Origin of the sequence: Parahoeflea halophila (assembly GCF_900220985.1) — a bacterium.
Lineage (GTDB): Bacteria > Pseudomonadota > Alphaproteobacteria > Rhizobiales > Rhizobiaceae > Hoeflea > Hoeflea halophila.
Genome location: NZ_OCPC01000004.1, coordinates 392,316 through 409,037 on the forward strand (window position 1 = coordinate 392,316; position 16,722 = coordinate 409,037).

At 58.8% G+C, this 16,722-nt stretch carries 19 protein-coding genes; 13 read left to right on the top strand and 6 right to left on the bottom strand.

Annotated features, from left to right (window positions below; all coding sequences use genetic code 11):
* Positions 1–24: 24 nt before the first annotated feature.
* The 9 genes from CRO46_RS15135 to CRO46_RS15175 all read left to right on the top strand — a co-directional run bounded on the left by CRO46_RS15135 (position 25) and on the right by CRO46_RS15175 (position 7,604).
* Positions 25–459 (top strand): chemotaxis protein CheW, encoded by a 435-nt coding sequence (locus CRO46_RS15135; protein WP_244577912.1) that lies wholly within the window; start codon positions 25–27, stop codon positions 457–459.
* The gene (locus tag CRO46_RS15140) at positions 456–1,337 is read left to right on the top strand and encodes a protein-glutamate O-methyltransferase (protein WP_097108606.1); all 882 of its coding nucleotides are present in this window, start codon (positions 456–458) and stop codon (positions 1,335–1,337) included. Before CRO46_RS15135 ends, CRO46_RS15140 begins: the two co-directional genes overlap by 4 nt.
* Before the next feature lie 5 nt (positions 1,338–1,342).
* Positions 1,343–2,410, top strand: coding sequence for a protein-glutamate methylesterase/protein-glutamine glutaminase (locus tag CRO46_RS15145; RefSeq protein ID WP_097108607.1), 1,068 nt, complete (start codon positions 1,343–1,345; stop codon positions 2,408–2,410).
* A complete protein-coding gene (locus CRO46_RS15150; RefSeq protein WP_097108711.1) occupies positions 2,410–2,799 on the top strand; it encodes a response regulator in 390 nt (129 codons plus the stop codon). Before CRO46_RS15145 ends, CRO46_RS15150 begins: the two co-directional genes overlap by 1 nt.
* Entirely contained in the window at positions 2,796–3,350 is a 555-nt protein-coding gene (cheD, locus tag CRO46_RS15155; protein WP_097108608.1) for a chemoreceptor glutamine deamidase CheD, read from the top strand. The genes CRO46_RS15150 and cheD overlap by 4 nt, the downstream gene beginning before the upstream one ends.
* Positions 3,351–3,364: 14 nt before the next feature.
* Positions 3,365–3,757, top strand: coding sequence for a hypothetical protein (locus CRO46_RS15160; RefSeq protein WP_097108609.1), 393 nt, complete (start codon positions 3,365–3,367; stop codon positions 3,755–3,757).
* Between the two features lie 104 nt (positions 3,758–3,861).
* Positions 3,862–5,544 (top strand): flagellar basal-body MS-ring/collar protein FliF, encoded by a 1,683-nt coding sequence (gene fliF / locus CRO46_RS15165; RefSeq protein ID WP_097108610.1) that lies wholly within the window; start codon positions 3,862–3,864, stop codon positions 5,542–5,544.
* 630 nt (positions 5,545–6,174) lie between these two features.
* Positions 6,175–6,846: a transcriptional regulator VisN gene (visN, locus tag CRO46_RS15170; RefSeq protein ID WP_097108611.1), complete on the top strand. Its 672-nt coding sequence runs from the start codon at positions 6,175–6,177 to the stop codon at positions 6,844–6,846.
* A gap of 86 nt (positions 6,847–6,932) precedes the next feature.
* The gene (locus tag CRO46_RS15175) at positions 6,933–7,604 is read left to right on the top strand and encodes a response regulator transcription factor (protein WP_179759081.1); all 672 of its coding nucleotides are present in this window, start codon (positions 6,933–6,935) and stop codon (positions 7,602–7,604) included.
* Between the two features lie 156 nt (positions 7,605–7,760).
* On the opposite strand, the gene CRO46_RS15180 is transcribed toward CRO46_RS15175, so the two are convergent.
* The 6 genes from CRO46_RS15180 to motA are packed head-to-tail and all read right to left on the bottom strand — an operon-like array spanning position 7,761 to position 12,939.
* Entirely contained in the window at positions 7,761–8,213 is a 453-nt protein-coding gene (locus CRO46_RS15180; RefSeq protein ID WP_097108613.1) for a hypothetical protein, read from the bottom strand.
* Complete coding sequence (gene flhB, locus CRO46_RS15185) at positions 8,210–9,301, bottom strand: flagellar biosynthesis protein FlhB (protein WP_097108614.1); 1,092 nt, start codon at positions 9,299–9,301, stop codon at positions 8,210–8,212. The genes CRO46_RS15180 and flhB overlap by 4 nt, the downstream gene beginning before the upstream one ends.
* Positions 9,302–9,313: 12 nt before the next feature.
* Positions 9,314–10,354 carry a flagellar motor switch protein FliG gene (locus CRO46_RS15190; protein ID WP_097108615.1) on the bottom strand — a complete coding sequence of 347 codons (1,041 nt, stop codon included), beginning with the start codon at positions 10,352–10,354 and terminating at the stop codon, positions 9,314–9,316.
* Position 10,355: 1 nt separating this feature from the next.
* On the bottom strand, positions 10,356–11,042 hold the full coding sequence (gene fliN / locus CRO46_RS15195; protein WP_097108616.1) for a flagellar motor switch protein FliN: 687 nt from the start codon (positions 11,040–11,042) through the stop codon (positions 10,356–10,358).
* A gap of 60 nt (positions 11,043–11,102) precedes the next feature.
* Positions 11,103–12,056 carry a FliM/FliN family flagellar motor switch protein gene (locus CRO46_RS15200; RefSeq protein ID WP_097108617.1) on the bottom strand — a complete coding sequence of 318 codons (954 nt, stop codon included), beginning with the start codon at positions 12,054–12,056 and terminating at the stop codon, positions 11,103–11,105.
* Positions 12,057–12,060: 4 nt separating this feature from the next.
* Positions 12,061–12,939, bottom strand: coding sequence for a flagellar motor stator protein MotA (motA, locus tag CRO46_RS15205; protein ID WP_097108618.1), 879 nt, complete (start codon positions 12,937–12,939; stop codon positions 12,061–12,063).
* A 204-nt stretch (positions 12,940–13,143) separates the two neighbouring features.
* Here motA and CRO46_RS15210 point away from each other — a divergent pair, with 204 nt between their 5' ends.
* The 4 genes from CRO46_RS15210 to CRO46_RS15225 are packed head-to-tail and all read left to right on the top strand — an operon-like array spanning position 13,144 to position 16,664.
* Positions 13,144–13,926 (top strand): DUF1217 domain-containing protein, encoded by a 783-nt coding sequence (locus tag CRO46_RS15210; protein ID WP_097108619.1) that lies wholly within the window; start codon positions 13,144–13,146, stop codon positions 13,924–13,926.
* A complete protein-coding gene (flgF, locus tag CRO46_RS15215; protein ID WP_097108620.1) occupies positions 13,926–14,651 on the top strand; it encodes a flagellar basal-body rod protein FlgF in 726 nt (241 codons plus the stop codon). The genes CRO46_RS15210 and flgF overlap by 1 nt, the downstream gene beginning before the upstream one ends.
* Before the next feature lie 55 nt (positions 14,652–14,706).
* The gene (gene fliI / locus CRO46_RS15220) at positions 14,707–16,086 is read left to right on the top strand and encodes a flagellar protein export ATPase FliI (protein ID WP_097108621.1); all 1,380 of its coding nucleotides are present in this window, start codon (positions 14,707–14,709) and stop codon (positions 16,084–16,086) included.
* Positions 16,083–16,664 carry a flagellar protein gene (locus CRO46_RS15225; RefSeq protein ID WP_244577913.1) on the top strand — a complete coding sequence of 194 codons (582 nt, stop codon included), beginning with the start codon at positions 16,083–16,085 and terminating at the stop codon, positions 16,662–16,664. The genes fliI and CRO46_RS15225 overlap by 4 nt, the downstream gene beginning before the upstream one ends.
* The last annotated feature ends 58 nt before the right edge of the window (positions 16,665–16,722 follow it).

The window sequence follows — 16,722 nt, forward strand, 5'->3', positions numbered from 1 at the left end:
ACGATGCGGACGTCCGGAACCGGCATGCTTGAATTGATGGCCTTTTCACTCGGTGATCAGGAGTTCTGTATCGAAGTTGTGTCAGTGCGTGAAATCCGCAGCTGGACACCAGCGACGGTCTTGCCGCACTCACCGGATCATGTCTGCGGCGTGATCAATCTCCGCGGCGCGGTTCTTCCGGTAATGGATCTTGCACGAAGACTGGGCCTGGCAGCCGCCGAACCGTCCCAGGAGTCGGTCATCATCGTTACTCATATAGGCAACCAGATTGTCGGTCTGCTGGTGGATTCGGTGTCGGGCATCTTCACCGTGTCGACCGACGACATCCATGCCGCCCCCGATGTGAGCAAGACCATGAACAAGCACGAGATCCGGGGAATGATCCCCAGGGATGAACTGATGGTCTGTTTCCTGCAAATCGAAGCCCTTTTTGGAACCATTGAAAGTGAGGCCGCATGAGCGCCGCTGCAATCCTTCAGTCCGGTCGGCCCGATGAGTGCCTCGTTCAGGGGGACTATCCGCTGACCCGCAGGGACCTGGCCGAGATTGCCGGAATGATCTATTCCGACGCCGGTATTGCGCTCAACGAGACCAAGGCTTCCCTGGTCTACTCGCGGCTGTCCAAGCGACTTCGCCAGATCGGCTTGAACAGCTTCCGGGATTATTGTGCCTTGGTTGGATCCGCCGCGGGCGCGGACGAACGCCGGGAGATGCTCAGCTTCCTGACGACGAACTTCACGCGCTTTTTCCGCGAGAATCACCATTTCGAGCATCTTCGCACCGAGGTTCTGCCGGGTCTTCTCAGCCGCGCCCAGGCAGGCGGACGCGTCCGTATCTGGTCCTCGGCCTGTTCTGACGGACAGGAACCCTACTCGATCGCTCTGACGGTGCTCTCGATGGCGCCAAACGTTGCGAACTACGATTTCAAGATCCTCGCAACCGACATCGATCCGAAGATCATCGCGCTGGCCAAAGCCGGAGTCTACGATGCCCAGGCAATCGAGACCGTGGATGCCGGAATGCGCAAGAAATGGTTCTCGCAGACTCCGGAAAACCGCTGGCAGGTCAGCGACCAGGTCAAGCAGCTCATCACCTTCAAGGAACTCAACCTGATGGCTCAATGGCCGTTCCGAGGGCAGTTCGACGTGATTTTCTGCCGCAATGTGGTGATCTATTTCGACGAAGCCACGCAGGCCAAGATCTGGGTTCGCTACGCAGATCTCCTGCCGCCGGGCGGACACCTCTATATCGGGCATTCCGAGCGCCTGTCCGGAGAGGGCAAGAACCGCTTCGACAACACCGGCATCACCACCTACCGCCATAAGGGGAGGGTCTGACAACCATGGCAGCACGAGCACGTGTCCTTGTTGTAGATGACTCCCCGACGATGCGGGGCCTGATCAGGGCGGTATTGCGCTCTGATCCGGGGATCGAGGTCGTCGGCGAAGCCGCCGACGCCATGGAAGCCCGCAGCGCCATCAAGCGCCTCAATCCCGACGTCATCACTCTCGATGTCGAGATGCCCAACATGAACGGCATCGAGTTCCTCGAAAAGATCATGAAACTCAGGCCGATGCCCGTGATCATGGTATCGACCCTGACCCAGCGTGGCGCCGAGGCGACGCTGGCGGCTTTGGAAATCGGAGCATTCGATTGCATCGGCAAGCCAGCGCCGGGTGATCCGAGGCCGTTTGCCGAACTTGCCGAAACAGTCAAGGCCGCTGCACGCTCGCAACGGCATCTGCCAGACCCGGTTGCCGCCGGTCAGCCTGCCGTTGCAGCTCCCGCTTCCGCAACACCCAGCGATTACCAGCCGGCACGCAAGATCATTGCGCTGGGGGCATCGACGGGAGGCGTCGAGGCGCTGATCGCGGTATTGACCAAATTTCCGGCAAATTGTCCGCCTACGGTAATCACCCAGCACATGCCGGCAACCTTTACCAAGAGTTTCGCTGAACGGCTGAACCGCCACTGCGCGCCGCAGGTAAAGGAGGCCGAGGATGGCGATCGTCTGGAGATTGGCCGCATCTATCTCGCGCCAGGTGGGGACCGTCACATGGAGATAACGAATTCCGCATCGCCCCGTTGCACTTTGATTGAGGGGGCGCCGGTTAACGGGCACCGGCCCTCGGTCGATGTCATGTTCAGGTCGGTTGCGAAATTGGCCGGCCGCAAGGCGGTCGGGGTCATTCTCACCGGTATGGGACGTGACGGGGCCGCCGGATTGCTCGAGATGAAGAAGGCCGGAGCAAGCACCATCGGCCAGAACGAAAAATCCTGTGTGGTATATGGCATGCCGCGTGTCGCACACGAAATCGGTGCCGTCGACTGTCAGTTTCCACTCAACCAGATTGGGGAGGAAATCCTCAAGTCAACAACAACAACCTCTCGCAAAGATAGGGTCGCATGATGTCTATTGCACAGAAAATCAAAGTTCTCATCGTTGACGATCAGGTGACCAGCCGACTCCTGCTGGGCGATGCTCTTCAGCAACTCGGTTTCACACAGATCACTGTGGCCGGCGATGGCGAGCAAGGTGCCAAGATCATGGCCCAGCAGCCACACCACCTTGTCATTTCGGACTTCAACATGCCGAAGATGGATGGTCTGGGCTTCCTTCAGGCTGTCCGCTCCAACCCCGCAACCAAGAAGGCGGCATTCATCATGCTCACCGCCCAGGGTGACCGGGCATTGGTTCAAAAGGCTGCAGCCTTGGGTGCGAACAACGTCTTGGCGAAGCCTTTCACCATTGAGAAAATGAAAGCTGCGATCGAGGCAGTGTTTGGATCGTTGAAGTGACAGATGATGCGCAGTTTCGCAGGATTCACGTAATCCAGGGCGAGTATAAGGTGACCGATGACCCGAACGTGGTGTTGTCCACCATCCTGGGTTCGTGCGTTGCCGCGTGCATGCGCGATCCTGTCGCCGGTGTCGGTGGAATGAACCACTTCCTGTTGCCTGGATCCGCAAACGGATCCGGTGGTGAAGCCACCCGCTACGGCGTGCACTTGATGGAATTGCTGATCAACGGCCTGCTCAAAAAGGGCGCACGGCGCGATCGGCTGGAAGCCAAGATCATTGGCGGAGCCAAAACCATCGCGGGGTTCTCCAATGTTGGTGAAAAGAATGCGGAATTTGCCCAGCAGTTTCTCACCGACGAAGGCATTCGGATCGTCGGAAGCAACACCGGTGGTGATGTCGGGCGCAAGCTTGAATATTTCCCCGTCAGCGGCCGCGCCAGGCAATACCCGCTGACCGGATCCGAAATGCAGAAGACGGTGGCACTTGAAACCGTGCCACAGAAAGTTATTGCACCCAAGCCGGCGGATACGTCGATCGAGTTTTTTTAAGGAGTACCGCGATCATGACGCAATTGCCCTTCGACCACGGCGGCGACACCGGCGAGCCGTTGCGTGAAGTCATGGAACGGATCAGTTCGGAACTGGTCGACGTCGCGCAACTGATCGAGCGGCTGGAACCGCTTTTGTCCAACGGGCGCTCAACAGAGTTTCTGGCTTCACCAGACCATATGCGCGTCATGCAGGGGATTGATCTCGCGGTCCAGAAGACCCACGGCTTGGCGGAGTTCCTTAATGGAATTAGCGAGCGGCTGGAGCCTGAACATCTCATCGACATCACCACGGCACTCAACCTGCTTACCCTGGAGGACATGAAACGGCGGCTGAAGGCCTCGATTCACGAGACCCCTTCCGCCGATGTCTACCAGAAAGCCTCGGGAGACCTCGACTTCTTCTGATCCTCCGGGTCTCCGGCAATAGATCATCTTCGCGCAAGTTTCGCTGTCTAGTGTGAACTTACCGGTCAATGTGGCCGGCGTCATTTATTGAGCGCGGATACAGAATGAGTCTGTTGAACCAGCTGTCACAAGTCACCAAAAATCTGGCCGGTCTCGGTCAGACGAAGCTGTTGGCCCTTGCGGGGGTTGGCGTCCTGTCGGTTCTCTTGATCATCGGGTCTGCCATTTTCCTCAACAAACCAACGCGTGAGACCCTCTACATTGGTCTCTCTGGTGAAGACATAAATCAGATCAGCTTGGTTCTTGCAGAAGCCAACATCGACTTCGCGACCGGCACGGATGGATCTTCCGTCACCGTACCAGCCGGCATGACCAGCCGCGCCCGCATGCTGCTTGCAGAACGCGGGCTGCCGTCTTCAAACAGCGCCGGGTACGAATTGTTCGACAATGTCGGCTCGCTCGGCCTGACCAGCTTCATGCAGGAAGTCACCCGCGTTCGAGCGCTCGAGGGCGAAATCGCCCGTACCATCCAGTCCATCAATGGCATTTCTGCGGCCCGCGTCCATATCGTCATGCCGGACCGCGGCAACTTCCGTCGCGGCGATCAGAAACCGTCGGCATCGGTCATGGTGCGTGGTGGCAGTCTTGCCAACCGCGCTGCCGATTCGATTCGTCACCTGGTCGCCTCATCGGTCCCGGGTTTGACCGTCGATGAAGTCACCGTGCTCGATGCAACCGGCAAGCTGCTCGCGGCCGGGGACGATTTCTCCAACTCGAACCTCAACCGCTCGCTGTCGATTGTGCAGATGGTCCAGACCGAGGTTGAAACCAACATTGAAAAGGCTTTGTCGCCGTTTCTCGGAATTGAAAACTTCCGGGCCAGCGTCAATGCCAAGGTCAATACAGACAGCCAGCAGATCCAGGAAACCGTCTATGATCCGGAATCCCGGGTCGAACGGTCGATCCGGGTGACCCGGGAAAACCAGACATCCAGCGAATCGGCAGCCGGCACTCCGGCCACTGTCGAGCAGAACATTCCCGACCAGGGGCCCGCCGCAACCGATGCTGCCGGGCCGAAGTCCAGCGAACTGGCCGAGCGCAAGGAAGAGCAGACCAACTTCGAGATCAACTCCAAGACCGTGTCGACTGTGCGCAACAGCTACAATGTCGAAGGTCTGTCGATCGCCGTCGTGGTCAACAAGGCACGTATCGACGCCATGCTTGGCGGCGATCCCACAGCTGAACAGACCGCGGCCTACCTCGCCGAACTCGAGCAGGTTGTTGCCTCGGCTTCCGGTATCGACGCCGAACGCGGCGACCGTGCCACCGTCACCGTGATGGAGTTCCTTGCCAGTGAAATCCTCACAGCGGAAGCGGCACGTCCTGGTTTCATGGAGACTTTGAAGACCCAGCTTGGCACGATCATCAATGCACTGGCGTTCATCACCGTGGCTGTCCTTTTGATCATGTTCGGCTTCCGTCCGCTGCTTCGCGGCACGGGTGCTGCTGCAAGTCAGGACGAACTCGGCCTGGATGACGAGCTGGAACTGCCAGACTTCTCTCCTGCCGCAATGGGTGCAGGTGGCAATGCGATGGCCATGGAGGGCTTCGGCGCGGACTTCGGATTTGGTGAGGAAAGCGAATCCGAACTGGAGCTCGAAGACTCCGGCGCCTTCAATCGTCGCGTCAAGGAAGGTCCGGAACGCCGTCTCGCGCGCATGGTAGAGATCAACGAAGAGCGAGCAGCCAAGATCCTCAGAAGCTGGGCCTCGAGCGAAGCAGCCTAGGCTCGCCGGTAAGTTCAGGATGAGCCGGGGTGAAACAATCCCGGGCTGGCCGCAATCATCGCTTGGCCAGTATCGTCTGCCTGTTTCACCGCTCTGCCCGGCCAGGCCAAGGCGGTACTGTATCCACACCGCTTCACCCCTTGCCATGATCCGGACGCAACGGCTCAGCTGGCACCAGGCTTGATGCCCTGCCGGTTCAACATCAGACAGGGGCTGCTCCCCGACCAGAGCATGAATTGCCGGGAGCAGGCATAACGGCGGAAATCGCGCAAAACCAATCACTTCATCGCGTAAAAAGCCGCGCCAGTGACCGGAAGGCACAGATTAGGTCGGCCGAATCACTGAAACCGGGTGCAAACCGCTAAAATTCAAGTAAACTGCTCCACAGATTGTTCGGCCTGTCCAGTCCTAGAAGATGGCTATGTTTTCTCGGGGTGAATTTCGGCACACTGTATCTGCGGGCAAGTGATTCGAGGGTCCTGCCCGTGGTGAAACAAGTGGTGGCGGTTTGGTCTCGCTGGTGAGGCAATCGGTATCGAGTAGCGTAAGGATGCCGACTCCCTGGCCATGTTGTGGTTCGACGCATGTGCGCAACAGTTGTGGGCGCACAAGACGAAATAAGGGGGGCTGATGAACACGCGTGGTTCGTTTATCCATGATCTGGAAGCGCAGCGCACCTGTGGGCATCTGACTGGCGGAATGGATCTGATCTGCGCTTATGCTGGCGCACGCTCATACCTGCTCGCTCGTACGGACGTGTATTCCGACCGGAACAACGATTTCATTGTCACATCCAACTGGCCCTTCAATCTGGTTCGCAGGTTTGCCGCGGCCCTGGTTGACTGCGAGGCCCGGACCAGTGAAGTCCGGCGCTGTCTTCAGGCCTTCGAACCTGCCTTTCAGGACATTGATGCGCCGCACGATCTATCGAATGATTACGCACCCAGGATGTGCCTGATCCCATTCAATGCCGGCCCTGCACGCATGCTGCTGGCGCTTTTGTTCGAGAAGGATGTCTCCCTTTCCAATGATCGGCTCCGCGATGTCGCCCTGGCAGTGGCCTATTACACGTCGCAATACCCTGAGATCGTCTCCACCAACAACGCCCTCTCCGACCTGACAGTCCGGGAGGTGGAGTGCCTGTCCTGGATTGGCGAAGGCAAGACAAGTGACGAGATTGCCCTGATCATCGGCATCTCCCGCAACACGGTGAACAACTACATCACCAGTATCATGAACAAGACCGGTGCCAAGACGCGCTCCGAAGCAGTTGCCCTGGCGGTGCGACAGCGGATCATATGACCAAAGGAAGCACTTTGACGGATTTTGGAGCATCTCAAGACGTTCAGCAGGCCCAGGAGCGAACCCAGGAACGGACAGGAGGTACCGTGCTCGGTGATGGCGCTTCTACGGCGGATCTGTTTCCCAAGCTGGTAACGATGCAAAGGCTGTGTGGGTCCACGGCTTTCGCCCTGCTGTCGGTCCAGGCACACACCCTGCTCAAACCCGGCAAGGTCGAATGTGCGATGCAGAGCTCCGGTTCCCAGGCCCTGGTCAACAAGTTCCTTCTGCAGAATTCCGAATTCCTGCTCAAGCACCTCTATTCATCACCGGTTCCGGTTGTCTTCAACCCGACTGACCCGGCGGTTTTCGCCGCGTCGCCGGCTGTGCTCGCCGATAGCGGAGCCAATGAAGAGCCTCACCTCGCGTTTCCCGTCCAGCTGGGAACTATGGGTAACGGCATCGTGCTGTTCTTCAATGCCCGTTCTGTGCTCAGCGACGATCTGCTGATCGATCTGCACCGGAAGGCCGTTTCCGTTGTCCGCGAGAAAATGCGGCTGGCATTTGGCATTTCCGCCGGCGCCGAGAACCTTAATGACCGTGAAATCGAGTGTCTGCAGCTTGTCGGAAATGGCATGAAGAGTGAGGCTATCGGCGAGCAGCTCAACCTGTCCGTCCATACCGTGAATGCCTACCTCGGTTCCGCCACCACCAAGCTCAACGCTGTCAACCGCATTCAGGCCATCGCGAAGGCCATCCGGCTCGGCATCATTGCCTGAACCAAACCGCTTCGGCTGAGAAGGCCGATTGCAGGGCCAGCTCTACTGGCTCGTACAGGTCTTGAATCCACATGCTGGCATTTGTCGAACGGTTACGCGGCCGGCCGACAGCTTCTACGTTTGCTGGAAACCGGCTCGGAGGACACCAGAACCGAGTCAGGCGGCCGGAGGAGTGATGTGGACAGCAGACACGAACGGACGAAAGGCTGCTGCGCGCAGGCTTTCAGCCAGCAATAGCGTGTTGTCCTCGGGGTTTTCCAGCGGCTCGTCGAAATCGATGTGGTTGATTTCAATGCCGCCGCAATCCTGTTCCAGAACCAGTCGGGCGTAGATAGTGACGTTCTGCGGGCGGATTTCGAGGTCCAGCACCACACGCGGCTGCCCACCCCAGTCGAGATAATAGTCGCCGCCGATACCGAGCTTGATGGTGCCGGGGAGGAAATACATTTCCGCGGCTGATGCAACCAGGTCAGCCAGGTCTCCATGCCGTTCGAACCGCAGCATGGAAATGAGATCCGCCACATCGATCAGGCGGAGTTCGCTCGCGACCGTGCAGATCGCATCCGCGATGATCTTTTCCTGCTCGGCGGAGAATGGATTCTGCTTCATGATCGCGCATCCGGAGTTCTGGAATTCTGTTTGGTCGAGTAAATCTTATGCACCAACTCGGCTACAGCCTTGTAGAATACTGGCGGAATGAAGTTATCCACTGAGACTTGTGCAAAAATGGAGCGGGCTAACGGCGGGTCTTCGAAGACCGGAATACCGTTGGCTTCAGCCACTTCACGAATCTTCAGTGCGATAAGGTCCTGGCCCTTGGCGATCACGATCGGCGCGCCGCCTTCTTCGCGCACATAGCGAAGCGCAACGGCAAAGTGGGTCGGGTTGGCAATCACCAGTGTCGCCCGCGGTACTTCCGAAATCATCCGGCGGCGCGCCCGGTCCCGGGCAAGCGAGCGCTGACGGGCCTTGATGATCGGGTCACCGTCGGACTGCTTTAGTTCGTCCTTGATGTCCTGCTTGCTCATTCTCAGGTCCTGGTGCCAGCTGTAGCGGGTCCACAACAGGTCGACGACCGCAAGTGTCGCCGTACAGATCAGCACCACAACAATGACCTTGCCGGCCATCCGCGCCATATCCGGCGCCACAAGCGTCGGATCCATGAACATGAAGTCGAGCGAACGGAAATACTCCGTCTGCATCACGACTGCGACGATCATGGAAACGGCGGCAATCTTGAAAATGTTCTTGCCGAACTCGACAAACCCCTTGGCGCCGTAGATCCGTCCGAAGCCCTTGATGATCGAGATGCGCTCGAGCTTGGGCTGGATGCGGTCGAGGACCGGGCTTGGCATGTTCTGCAAAACCGAAGCCGAAATACCAAAGCCCATCAGAAGCGCGAAGGCTGGCAGCAGGATACCGCTCGCCTCCCAGAACAGAAGCTGGAACAGGGCGACAGCATCGCCACCATTGTTGAGCCGCCACCCGTCCGATTGCTCGAACAGATCCCGCAATGTTTCTGTGAAGTGTCCCACGCTGTTAGGCAGAAAAAACACAAGGAAGACAAGCATTCCGAGCGTCGACGCGAAGATCGGGACTTCGCGGCTAAAGGGTACATTGCCCTTGTCGACCGCGTCCCGGATCTTTTTCTCTGTTGGTTCTTCTGTTTTGCTGTCTTTATCTTCGCCTTCAGCCATGTCAGCTCAGGCTCATGCAGCTTCAGCAGGTGCGTCTTCACGCAACGTCAACTGGTCCAACCCGGCAAGCCTGATAGCCTCCTGGGCAATGCTACGCCGTGCGACAGCGATTTCCCGTGTGCTGACGCCAGCAGTACCGGCAGATAGGTCCGATTCGATCATGCGACGCTGGCGAGCGCCGATAGCAGACAGGACCGCCTCCGTCAGTGTCGGATCAGCACCACGCAGGGCTGTGGTGATGATGTCGCCCGAGATATCGTTGAACAGGGTAACGCGGCTGCGCTGAGGCATCATCAGGATGTCATCGAACAGGAAGATCCGTGGCCGCACTTTCTCCACGGCAGACTTGGAAACGGTCTCTAGTGCTCCCAGCAGTGATTCCACGTCGGGCTTGGAGAGCTCGTTCATGATCTCGGCCACCTTGACCGAACCGGTGCTGGCCTTTTCTTCCTCGATAGCGTTGACGAGATCCCTCACTCGGGCCTCGATGATGTCCGCTGCCCGCGGATTGACGTTTTTCAGGTCGACAGCACGCCGGACGATGTCGACCCGGACTTTTTCGGGAAGCTTCATCAGGGTCCGGCCGGCAAAGGCCGTCGGCAGCATTGAAACAATATAGGCCGCGGTCTGCGGATGCTCGCTTTCCAGGAACTTGCCGACACGGTCGGGATCGGAATCCTGCAGCCGGTCCCAGATCGATGTCTCGTAAGTGGCAAACTGGGTGCGGCGTCCGAGCAAGCCATCGACTTCGTCCGGCGTCAGGCCTTCCTCGAGGATGCCTTCCATTGCCTTGGCGTTGTCCATCAGGCCGGCGCCTTCGCTGAACAGGTCTTCGAATTCGTTGACCAGGTCTTCAAGTTCCTGCGGCTTGATAGTGCGCAGGTTCTGGGCATTCTTGATGATTTCCTGCAGTTCTTCGTGCTCGAAGAATTTCAGCAGCTTACCCGCCACCGGTTTGCCCATTGCGAGCAGCACGGCTGCAGCCTTTTCAGACGGCGTCAGGACTGTGCCGACTTCGGTGCTTTCGGGGGTGAACTCATCATAGCTGGTCATGTTAGTTCGACTTCTTCTGCGGTTCGCCGATGACTTCGATTATCTTGACAGCAAATTTGGTGTCGTCGGTTTCGAGAACTGTAATCTCTCCGCGGCCAATAAGCTTGCCGTTGACCATGATATCCACAGGTTCGCCGATTTTCCGGTCCAGCGCGATTGTTGCGCCTTCCGACAGGTTCATCAGGCTGGAGACTGCCATGCGGCTGGAACCCAGGATGATCTGTACGTCAATCGGGATTCCGAGAACCAGGTCCACCCGGTTTGTGCTGCCGCTCGCGCCGATCTTGACGCCGGGGTTGGCCGAAGGCGACGCCCCGAAATCCTGAACGAGTGACGTGCCGGCACCTGCACCGCCAAGGCCGGGATCGGAGAGATCCGGCGCTCCGCCGAAGTCGTCGCCCAGACCAGGTGCATCCAGGCCGACGGCGCCAAAGTCGGATGTATCCGCTGTGGCGTCGCCGATGTTGAAGGGATCGTCGGCTGCAGTGTCATCTTCGAAGTCTGCGCCAAAATCGGAACCAAAGGCTGCTGCGCCACCCATACCATCCACGCTTTCTTCAGTGTGATCCGGCGCCATGCCGGAATCTTTTTTCAATACGTCGCGAAGGCCACCCACGGCTTCATCAATCGCGCTGTCGTCCTGCGCCGTAAGATCTTCAATGCCATCAAGTGCTTTTTCGCTAGCCATGTAGCTTTATCCCGTCTGAAGCTTGCCCCGAGCCTGTCATGCGGCTCGCGGGGCGTCATCTCATTTAAAATCGGTTTTCCAGTTTTCGTCTGGTCCCGCCTGGCCTTCCACCTTGACCATGTAACGGGAGCCGGCCCGGCCCAGAGCACAGGTGTACAGCGGTTGTCCGTTTGCGCTCAGGGTCACCTCGATATCGCCATTGTGGGCGAAAGCCAGCAGGTCACCGGGCTGCAAACGACTGACATCGCCCAGCGCCAGCGGCTGCAGGGCCACGGCTGCCTGCAAGCTGATCTGCGATTTGGATACGCGGTCGCTCAACCGTTCCGTCCATTCACCCTTTTTGGGATCCGACTTCTTGTCGAGCTTGGCCGGGTTGATCTTGGTCTTGAGCAGAACCGATTGCGGGAGGATCAGCGTTAGCGGGGCAGCCACCGAACCGAATTCGATATCCAGTGTTATGGCCACCGCGTGGAAATCGGCAATCGGGTCGTCTTCCGCCTCGGGATGCTCGGGCTGCGGGTTTTTCGCTCGTGCCTTGGCGTCTTGTTTGCTCGCGACCAGGCTCCGGAGGCTGTCATTGAGTTGTTCGAAGACCACCAGCGACATGTCGAGTTCGATACCCGAAAGTGGCCGGGCTACGACATTGAGCTCGTCAGGGTCGGAGCCGCCCAGCAGGCACTCGACCATACCGATGATCAGCTTGGTGCCGCACAGGCTGCAGATGTCCGTTGACCAGTTGGCGATCGTTGCTTCGCAATACACGGTATCGCCGGAGAGCTCCGTGAGCAATTCGCGCCGCCTGCCCAGCCTGATGTCGCCGGGCCGGGCATCGATTGTGACGCCGGTCGCGCTCAGGAACGTTGTCGAGAGAGCCGGGCAAAGGGCGCCGAGCAGGGTCTGGCTTCGTGCCTCGATGTCGGCGACGTTCCCCTTGACGCCGATCATCCGGTCCAGAAGGTCCGGATCAAATACCTGCCGGCTGGAATAGATCTGTTTTTCGCTTGCAACACTCATCAGATCAGGCCGCCTTTGCGTCGCTGCCGCTGCCAGGATTCATCATTTCCTGCTCGACGGCATCGATGGAAGGACGCTCGTAGGAAGAAATGGTCTTGCGGCCGTGCTCAAGGGCGACCTGCGGAACCGAACCGTTCATGTAGGCCAGCAGTGTCTGCTTGACGATCGTGTAGAGCCGGTTCTGCTTGGTGCGCACGATCTTCACGTTCGTGGCGATCGGGCTGAATACGCAGTAGGAAAGGAAAATTCCGAGCATGGTTCCCACCAGAGCGGCGCCGATAAGCCCGCCCAGGACAGCCGGCGATTCATTGATCGCGCCCATCGCTTTGATCACGCCCAGAACCGCAGCAATAATGCCGATTGCCGGGCAGGCGTCCGACATGGTGCTCAAGGCATGGTAGGATTTCAGACGGTCCTGCGCGATGGTCTGGATTTCCTCATCCATCAGCGCTTCGATCTCATGCGGGCGGGCATTGCCGATAATGATAAGCCGCACATAGTCGCAGATGAACGAAGTCAGCTCCTTGTTCTTCAGCACGGTCGGGGCGGAAAGGAACAGGTCGGAATCTTCGGGATTGTCGATGTGGCTTTCAATCTCGTTGCGGCTCTTGGTGCGCAGGTCGCGCATAAGCGAATAGAGAATGCTTAGCGTGTCGAGATATTCGCGCTCCTTGGGAACTTTGCCCTTGAAGGCTTCGCCCAGAGCGGAGATCGTGTCTTTGATGGTCTTTACCGGGTTCGTCATGATGAAGCCGCCGATCGCAGCGCCACCGATGATGACGAGCTCGAAGGGCTGGTTGAGCACTTCGATGTGCCCGCCCATCGCCATGTAGCCGCCGAGCACACAGCCGATGGTGATAACAAAACCAATAATGATGTTCATGGTGCCCCGCCGCGATAAATGACATGCAAAACAATCACTACGGCTTGAGCCTTGTGTGAAGCTGAATCTACCGGCTCGATGAACAGTGTTCAGGTAATCTTCAGCTTCGCACAAGCAAGGTGGCCTAATCCGGGACGGGCTTGTGGGGACTGTGCGGGTTAGACAACCGCGCGATGCGCCCTCGACAACAAGAGGGGTCATCCGGTGACATCGACATACACCAGCTACAATCTCATAGCTCAGAATCTACCGCGATCCATAGAGCGGATTGCCAGCCAGCCCCAGATAGCGCGTGAAAGCGAGTATTATCTAGAGCGGATTTCCGAGATCAAGTCCGTTGACGAGTTCATGGCCGATACGCGCCTCTTCAACTACGCCATGAAGGCGCATGGTCTTGAAGACATGAACTATGCCAAGGCCTTCATGCGTAAGGTGCTGACGGAAGGTATCGACAACGAGGATGCCTTCGCCAACCAGCTTGCAGATTCCAAATACAAGGAATTCGCCGAGACCTACAATTTCGCCCGTCATGGTGAAACGGCAACCATCTTCACCAAGGCGCAGCAAGGCACCGTTGACAAGTACCACCGGCTGTCGCTGGAAGAAGAAGCCGGCGTCGACAATACCGGCGTGCGTCTGGCGCTCTATTTCGAGCGCACGATCCCCGAGGTCGACTCTGTCTATGGTATTCTCGCTGACACCGCGCTGTATGAGGTTGTGCGGACCGCACTCGGCATTCCTGCCGAGGTCGCCGCGTCCGATATCGACAAACAGGCGGATCTGCTCAAATCTCGTCTCGACCTCGAGGACTTCAAGGATTCCGAGAAGCTCAACCTTTTCATGCAGCGGTTCACCGCACTTTGGGAGCTCGAAAACCCGTCAGGCGGGTCTGCCAGTTCGAGCCTACTTCTGGGATCATCGACCGGCTTTGGCATCTCGCCGGAACTGATGCTCTCGATCAACAATCTCAAACTTGGGGGGCGCTGATGCAGAGTTCGCTCTACGTTTCGCTATCGTCGCAGATTGCGCTTGAACGCCGTCTTACCACCCTGGCCGACAATGTCGCCAACGCCAACACGGCAGGTTTCCGGGCAACGGAAGTCAAGTTCAACGAGGTTCTGGCCAACACCGGTTCCACCGATGTCTCCTTCGTCGACGAAGGGCAGGACTACCTCTCAACCGCCAATGGAGGCCTGAAAGGCACCGGCAGCGCGCTTGATTTTGCAATCCGTGGTGACGCCTGGTTCATGATCGAAACGCCGACCGGCAAGATGTTGACCCGCGATGGCCGCTTCACACTCACCGCCACCGGCCAGCTGGTTAATGTGGATGGATATCCCGTGCTGGATCCGGGCGAGGCACCGATCGAACTCGATCCCGATGGCGAGGCACCCAAGGCCGGACGGGACGGTGGTCTGACCCAGGACGGTTTCCGGCGCGGTGCCATCGGTTTGTTCTCGGCGGATTTCAGGGATGGCTTCACCCGCAAGGCTTCGCTGGGCATTGTCCCGACCATCCCGCCGGAGCCGGTGCTTGATGCCGACAATGCCGGCCTGGTTCAGGGCTATGTCGAGAATTCCAACGTCAATGCGTTGGCCGAGATGAGCCGTCTGATCATGATTTCGCGGGCCTTCGAAAATGTCTCGGCGATGACACAGTCGACCGAAGACGTATTCAAGGAAGCGATCCGGACCTTGGGCAGCGGCCGATGAGTTCGATCGCAAATCTGCTGGATGACCTTCTGATCATACCGGAGCTTGGCGCATCATGAGCGGCCGCGAACGGCTGGCCCGGCTAGCCCAAAACGTGCGCGCCTTTTCCCATCCGGAAGGCGCGTTCGACATTTCGGGGACAGTAACCTCCGTCGCACCCGGTCATTACGGGGTCGCCGGCTTGTCACGGCATGCCCGCATCGGAGATTTTCTGACTTTTCGTCAGGGTGGCGTGGCCAGGCTCGCCGAAGTGGTGAGCCTTGGACCGAATGAACTGATAGCCTGTCCGGTAGACGGAGCATCCCAGGCCAATATCGGCGAGAGAGTGTGGCGCCGCGGGCCATTCCGCCTGTCACCCGACCAGAGCTGGTGCGGACGGACAATCAACGCGCTCGGCAATCCGGTCGATGGGCTCGGCCCGCTTCGGCAAGGCCCGCGACGGCGTCCGGTGACCGGCGCTGCGCCGGCGTCGATGCTGCGGCAGCGGGTGAACAAGCCGCTCAAGACCGGAATACGGGTCGTCGATGTTTTCACGCCGCTGTGTCAGGGACAGCGTCTGGGGGTCTTCGCTGGTTCGGGCGTCGGCAAATCGACCCTGCTTTCGATGTTCGCCAAGGCTGCGGACTTCGACCGTGCTGTGGTCGCCCTCGTCGGGGAACGTGGTCGCGAAGTCCGCGAATTCATCGAGGATACGCTCGGCCCCAACATGGCCAAGACTGTTGCGGTGGTTGCCACCAGCGACGAAAGCCCGATGCAGCGCAAGATGGCGCCGTTGACGGCCATGGCCATTGCCGAACATTTCAGGGATGAAGGCGAGAACGTGCTGCTGATCGTCGACAGCCTGACCCGCTATGCCCATGCGTTGCGCGAGATCGGTATGGCTGCCGGAGAGCCGCCGGTTGCCCGCGGTTACCCGGCATCGGTGTTCACGGCCTTGCCGGGCCTGCTTGAACGGGCTGGTCCCGGACCGGAAGGCGCTGGCGCAATCACCGCGATCGTGTCGATTCTGGTTGACGGCGATAACCACAATGATCCCGTGGCCGACTCCGCCCGCGGTATTCTCGATGGTCATCTCGTGCTCGACCGGGCGCTTGCCGATGAGGGGCGCTACCCGCCGGTCAATCCGCTGACCTCGATTTCGCGCTTGGCCCGCAAGGCTTGGCGCGGTGACGAGGAGAAGCTGGTCATGCGCATCAAGGCACTGATCCATCGCTACGAGGAAACCCGCGACTTGCGGCTGATCGGCGGGTACCGGCCAGGCACCGACGCGGAACTGGAAATGGCGATCAAGCAAACGCCGGTCATCTACGAGACGTTGCGTCAGACGCCGGAACAGCCGCCAAGCGCCGATGCATTTGCTGAACTCGCGGATGCGATGAAGACCGCGGCAGGCCTGCCCGCTTCCTCGCCCGCCAAGGAAAGGACGAAACCGTGACTGAAGCGACTACCGCCGAAATTGGCACCGGTGAGATCGAGGATCAGAAAAATGCTGCGGTCAGCAAAGCTTCGAGATGGCGCACCGGCGACCGGCTGGTGGCCGTTGCCGGGTTCATGCTGGCCACGGCGGCAGCGTTCTTTCCCTGGTACGTGTTCTTCAATCAGGAAAATTTCGGCATTGCTCCCATGGGGTATTCGCAAACGCGTGATCTGCCTGAAATCGGCGGCCGTTCCCTGGTCAACGTGTCACCCCTGGCCATACCCGATGAAAAGGACGGTGCCGCCGGGCCATCGGCCTTTGACCCGATCACCACGGCGACCGTCTCGAACCTTGGTGACGAAGCCAATGGTCCTGCACCTCTCGTCAGCGTCGACCCCAACAAGAGCTTTCCCGGCAAGCCGCGTTACAAGCTCTTGCACGTTGCCAATGGTCGTGCGCTGATCGAAGATCAGTCGGGCATGTACATCGTGCGCATCGGGTCGGTTCTGCCGGACAATTCCCGTCTTGCGACACTGGAAAAGCGCGACGGCCAGTGGGTCATCATCACCTCCAACGGTGAAGTCATTCAGCGCTGAGCCAATTGCACAGGCAAGGGATTTTCCCGGCGTGAGGCCGGTTTTCGACGGGTCTCAC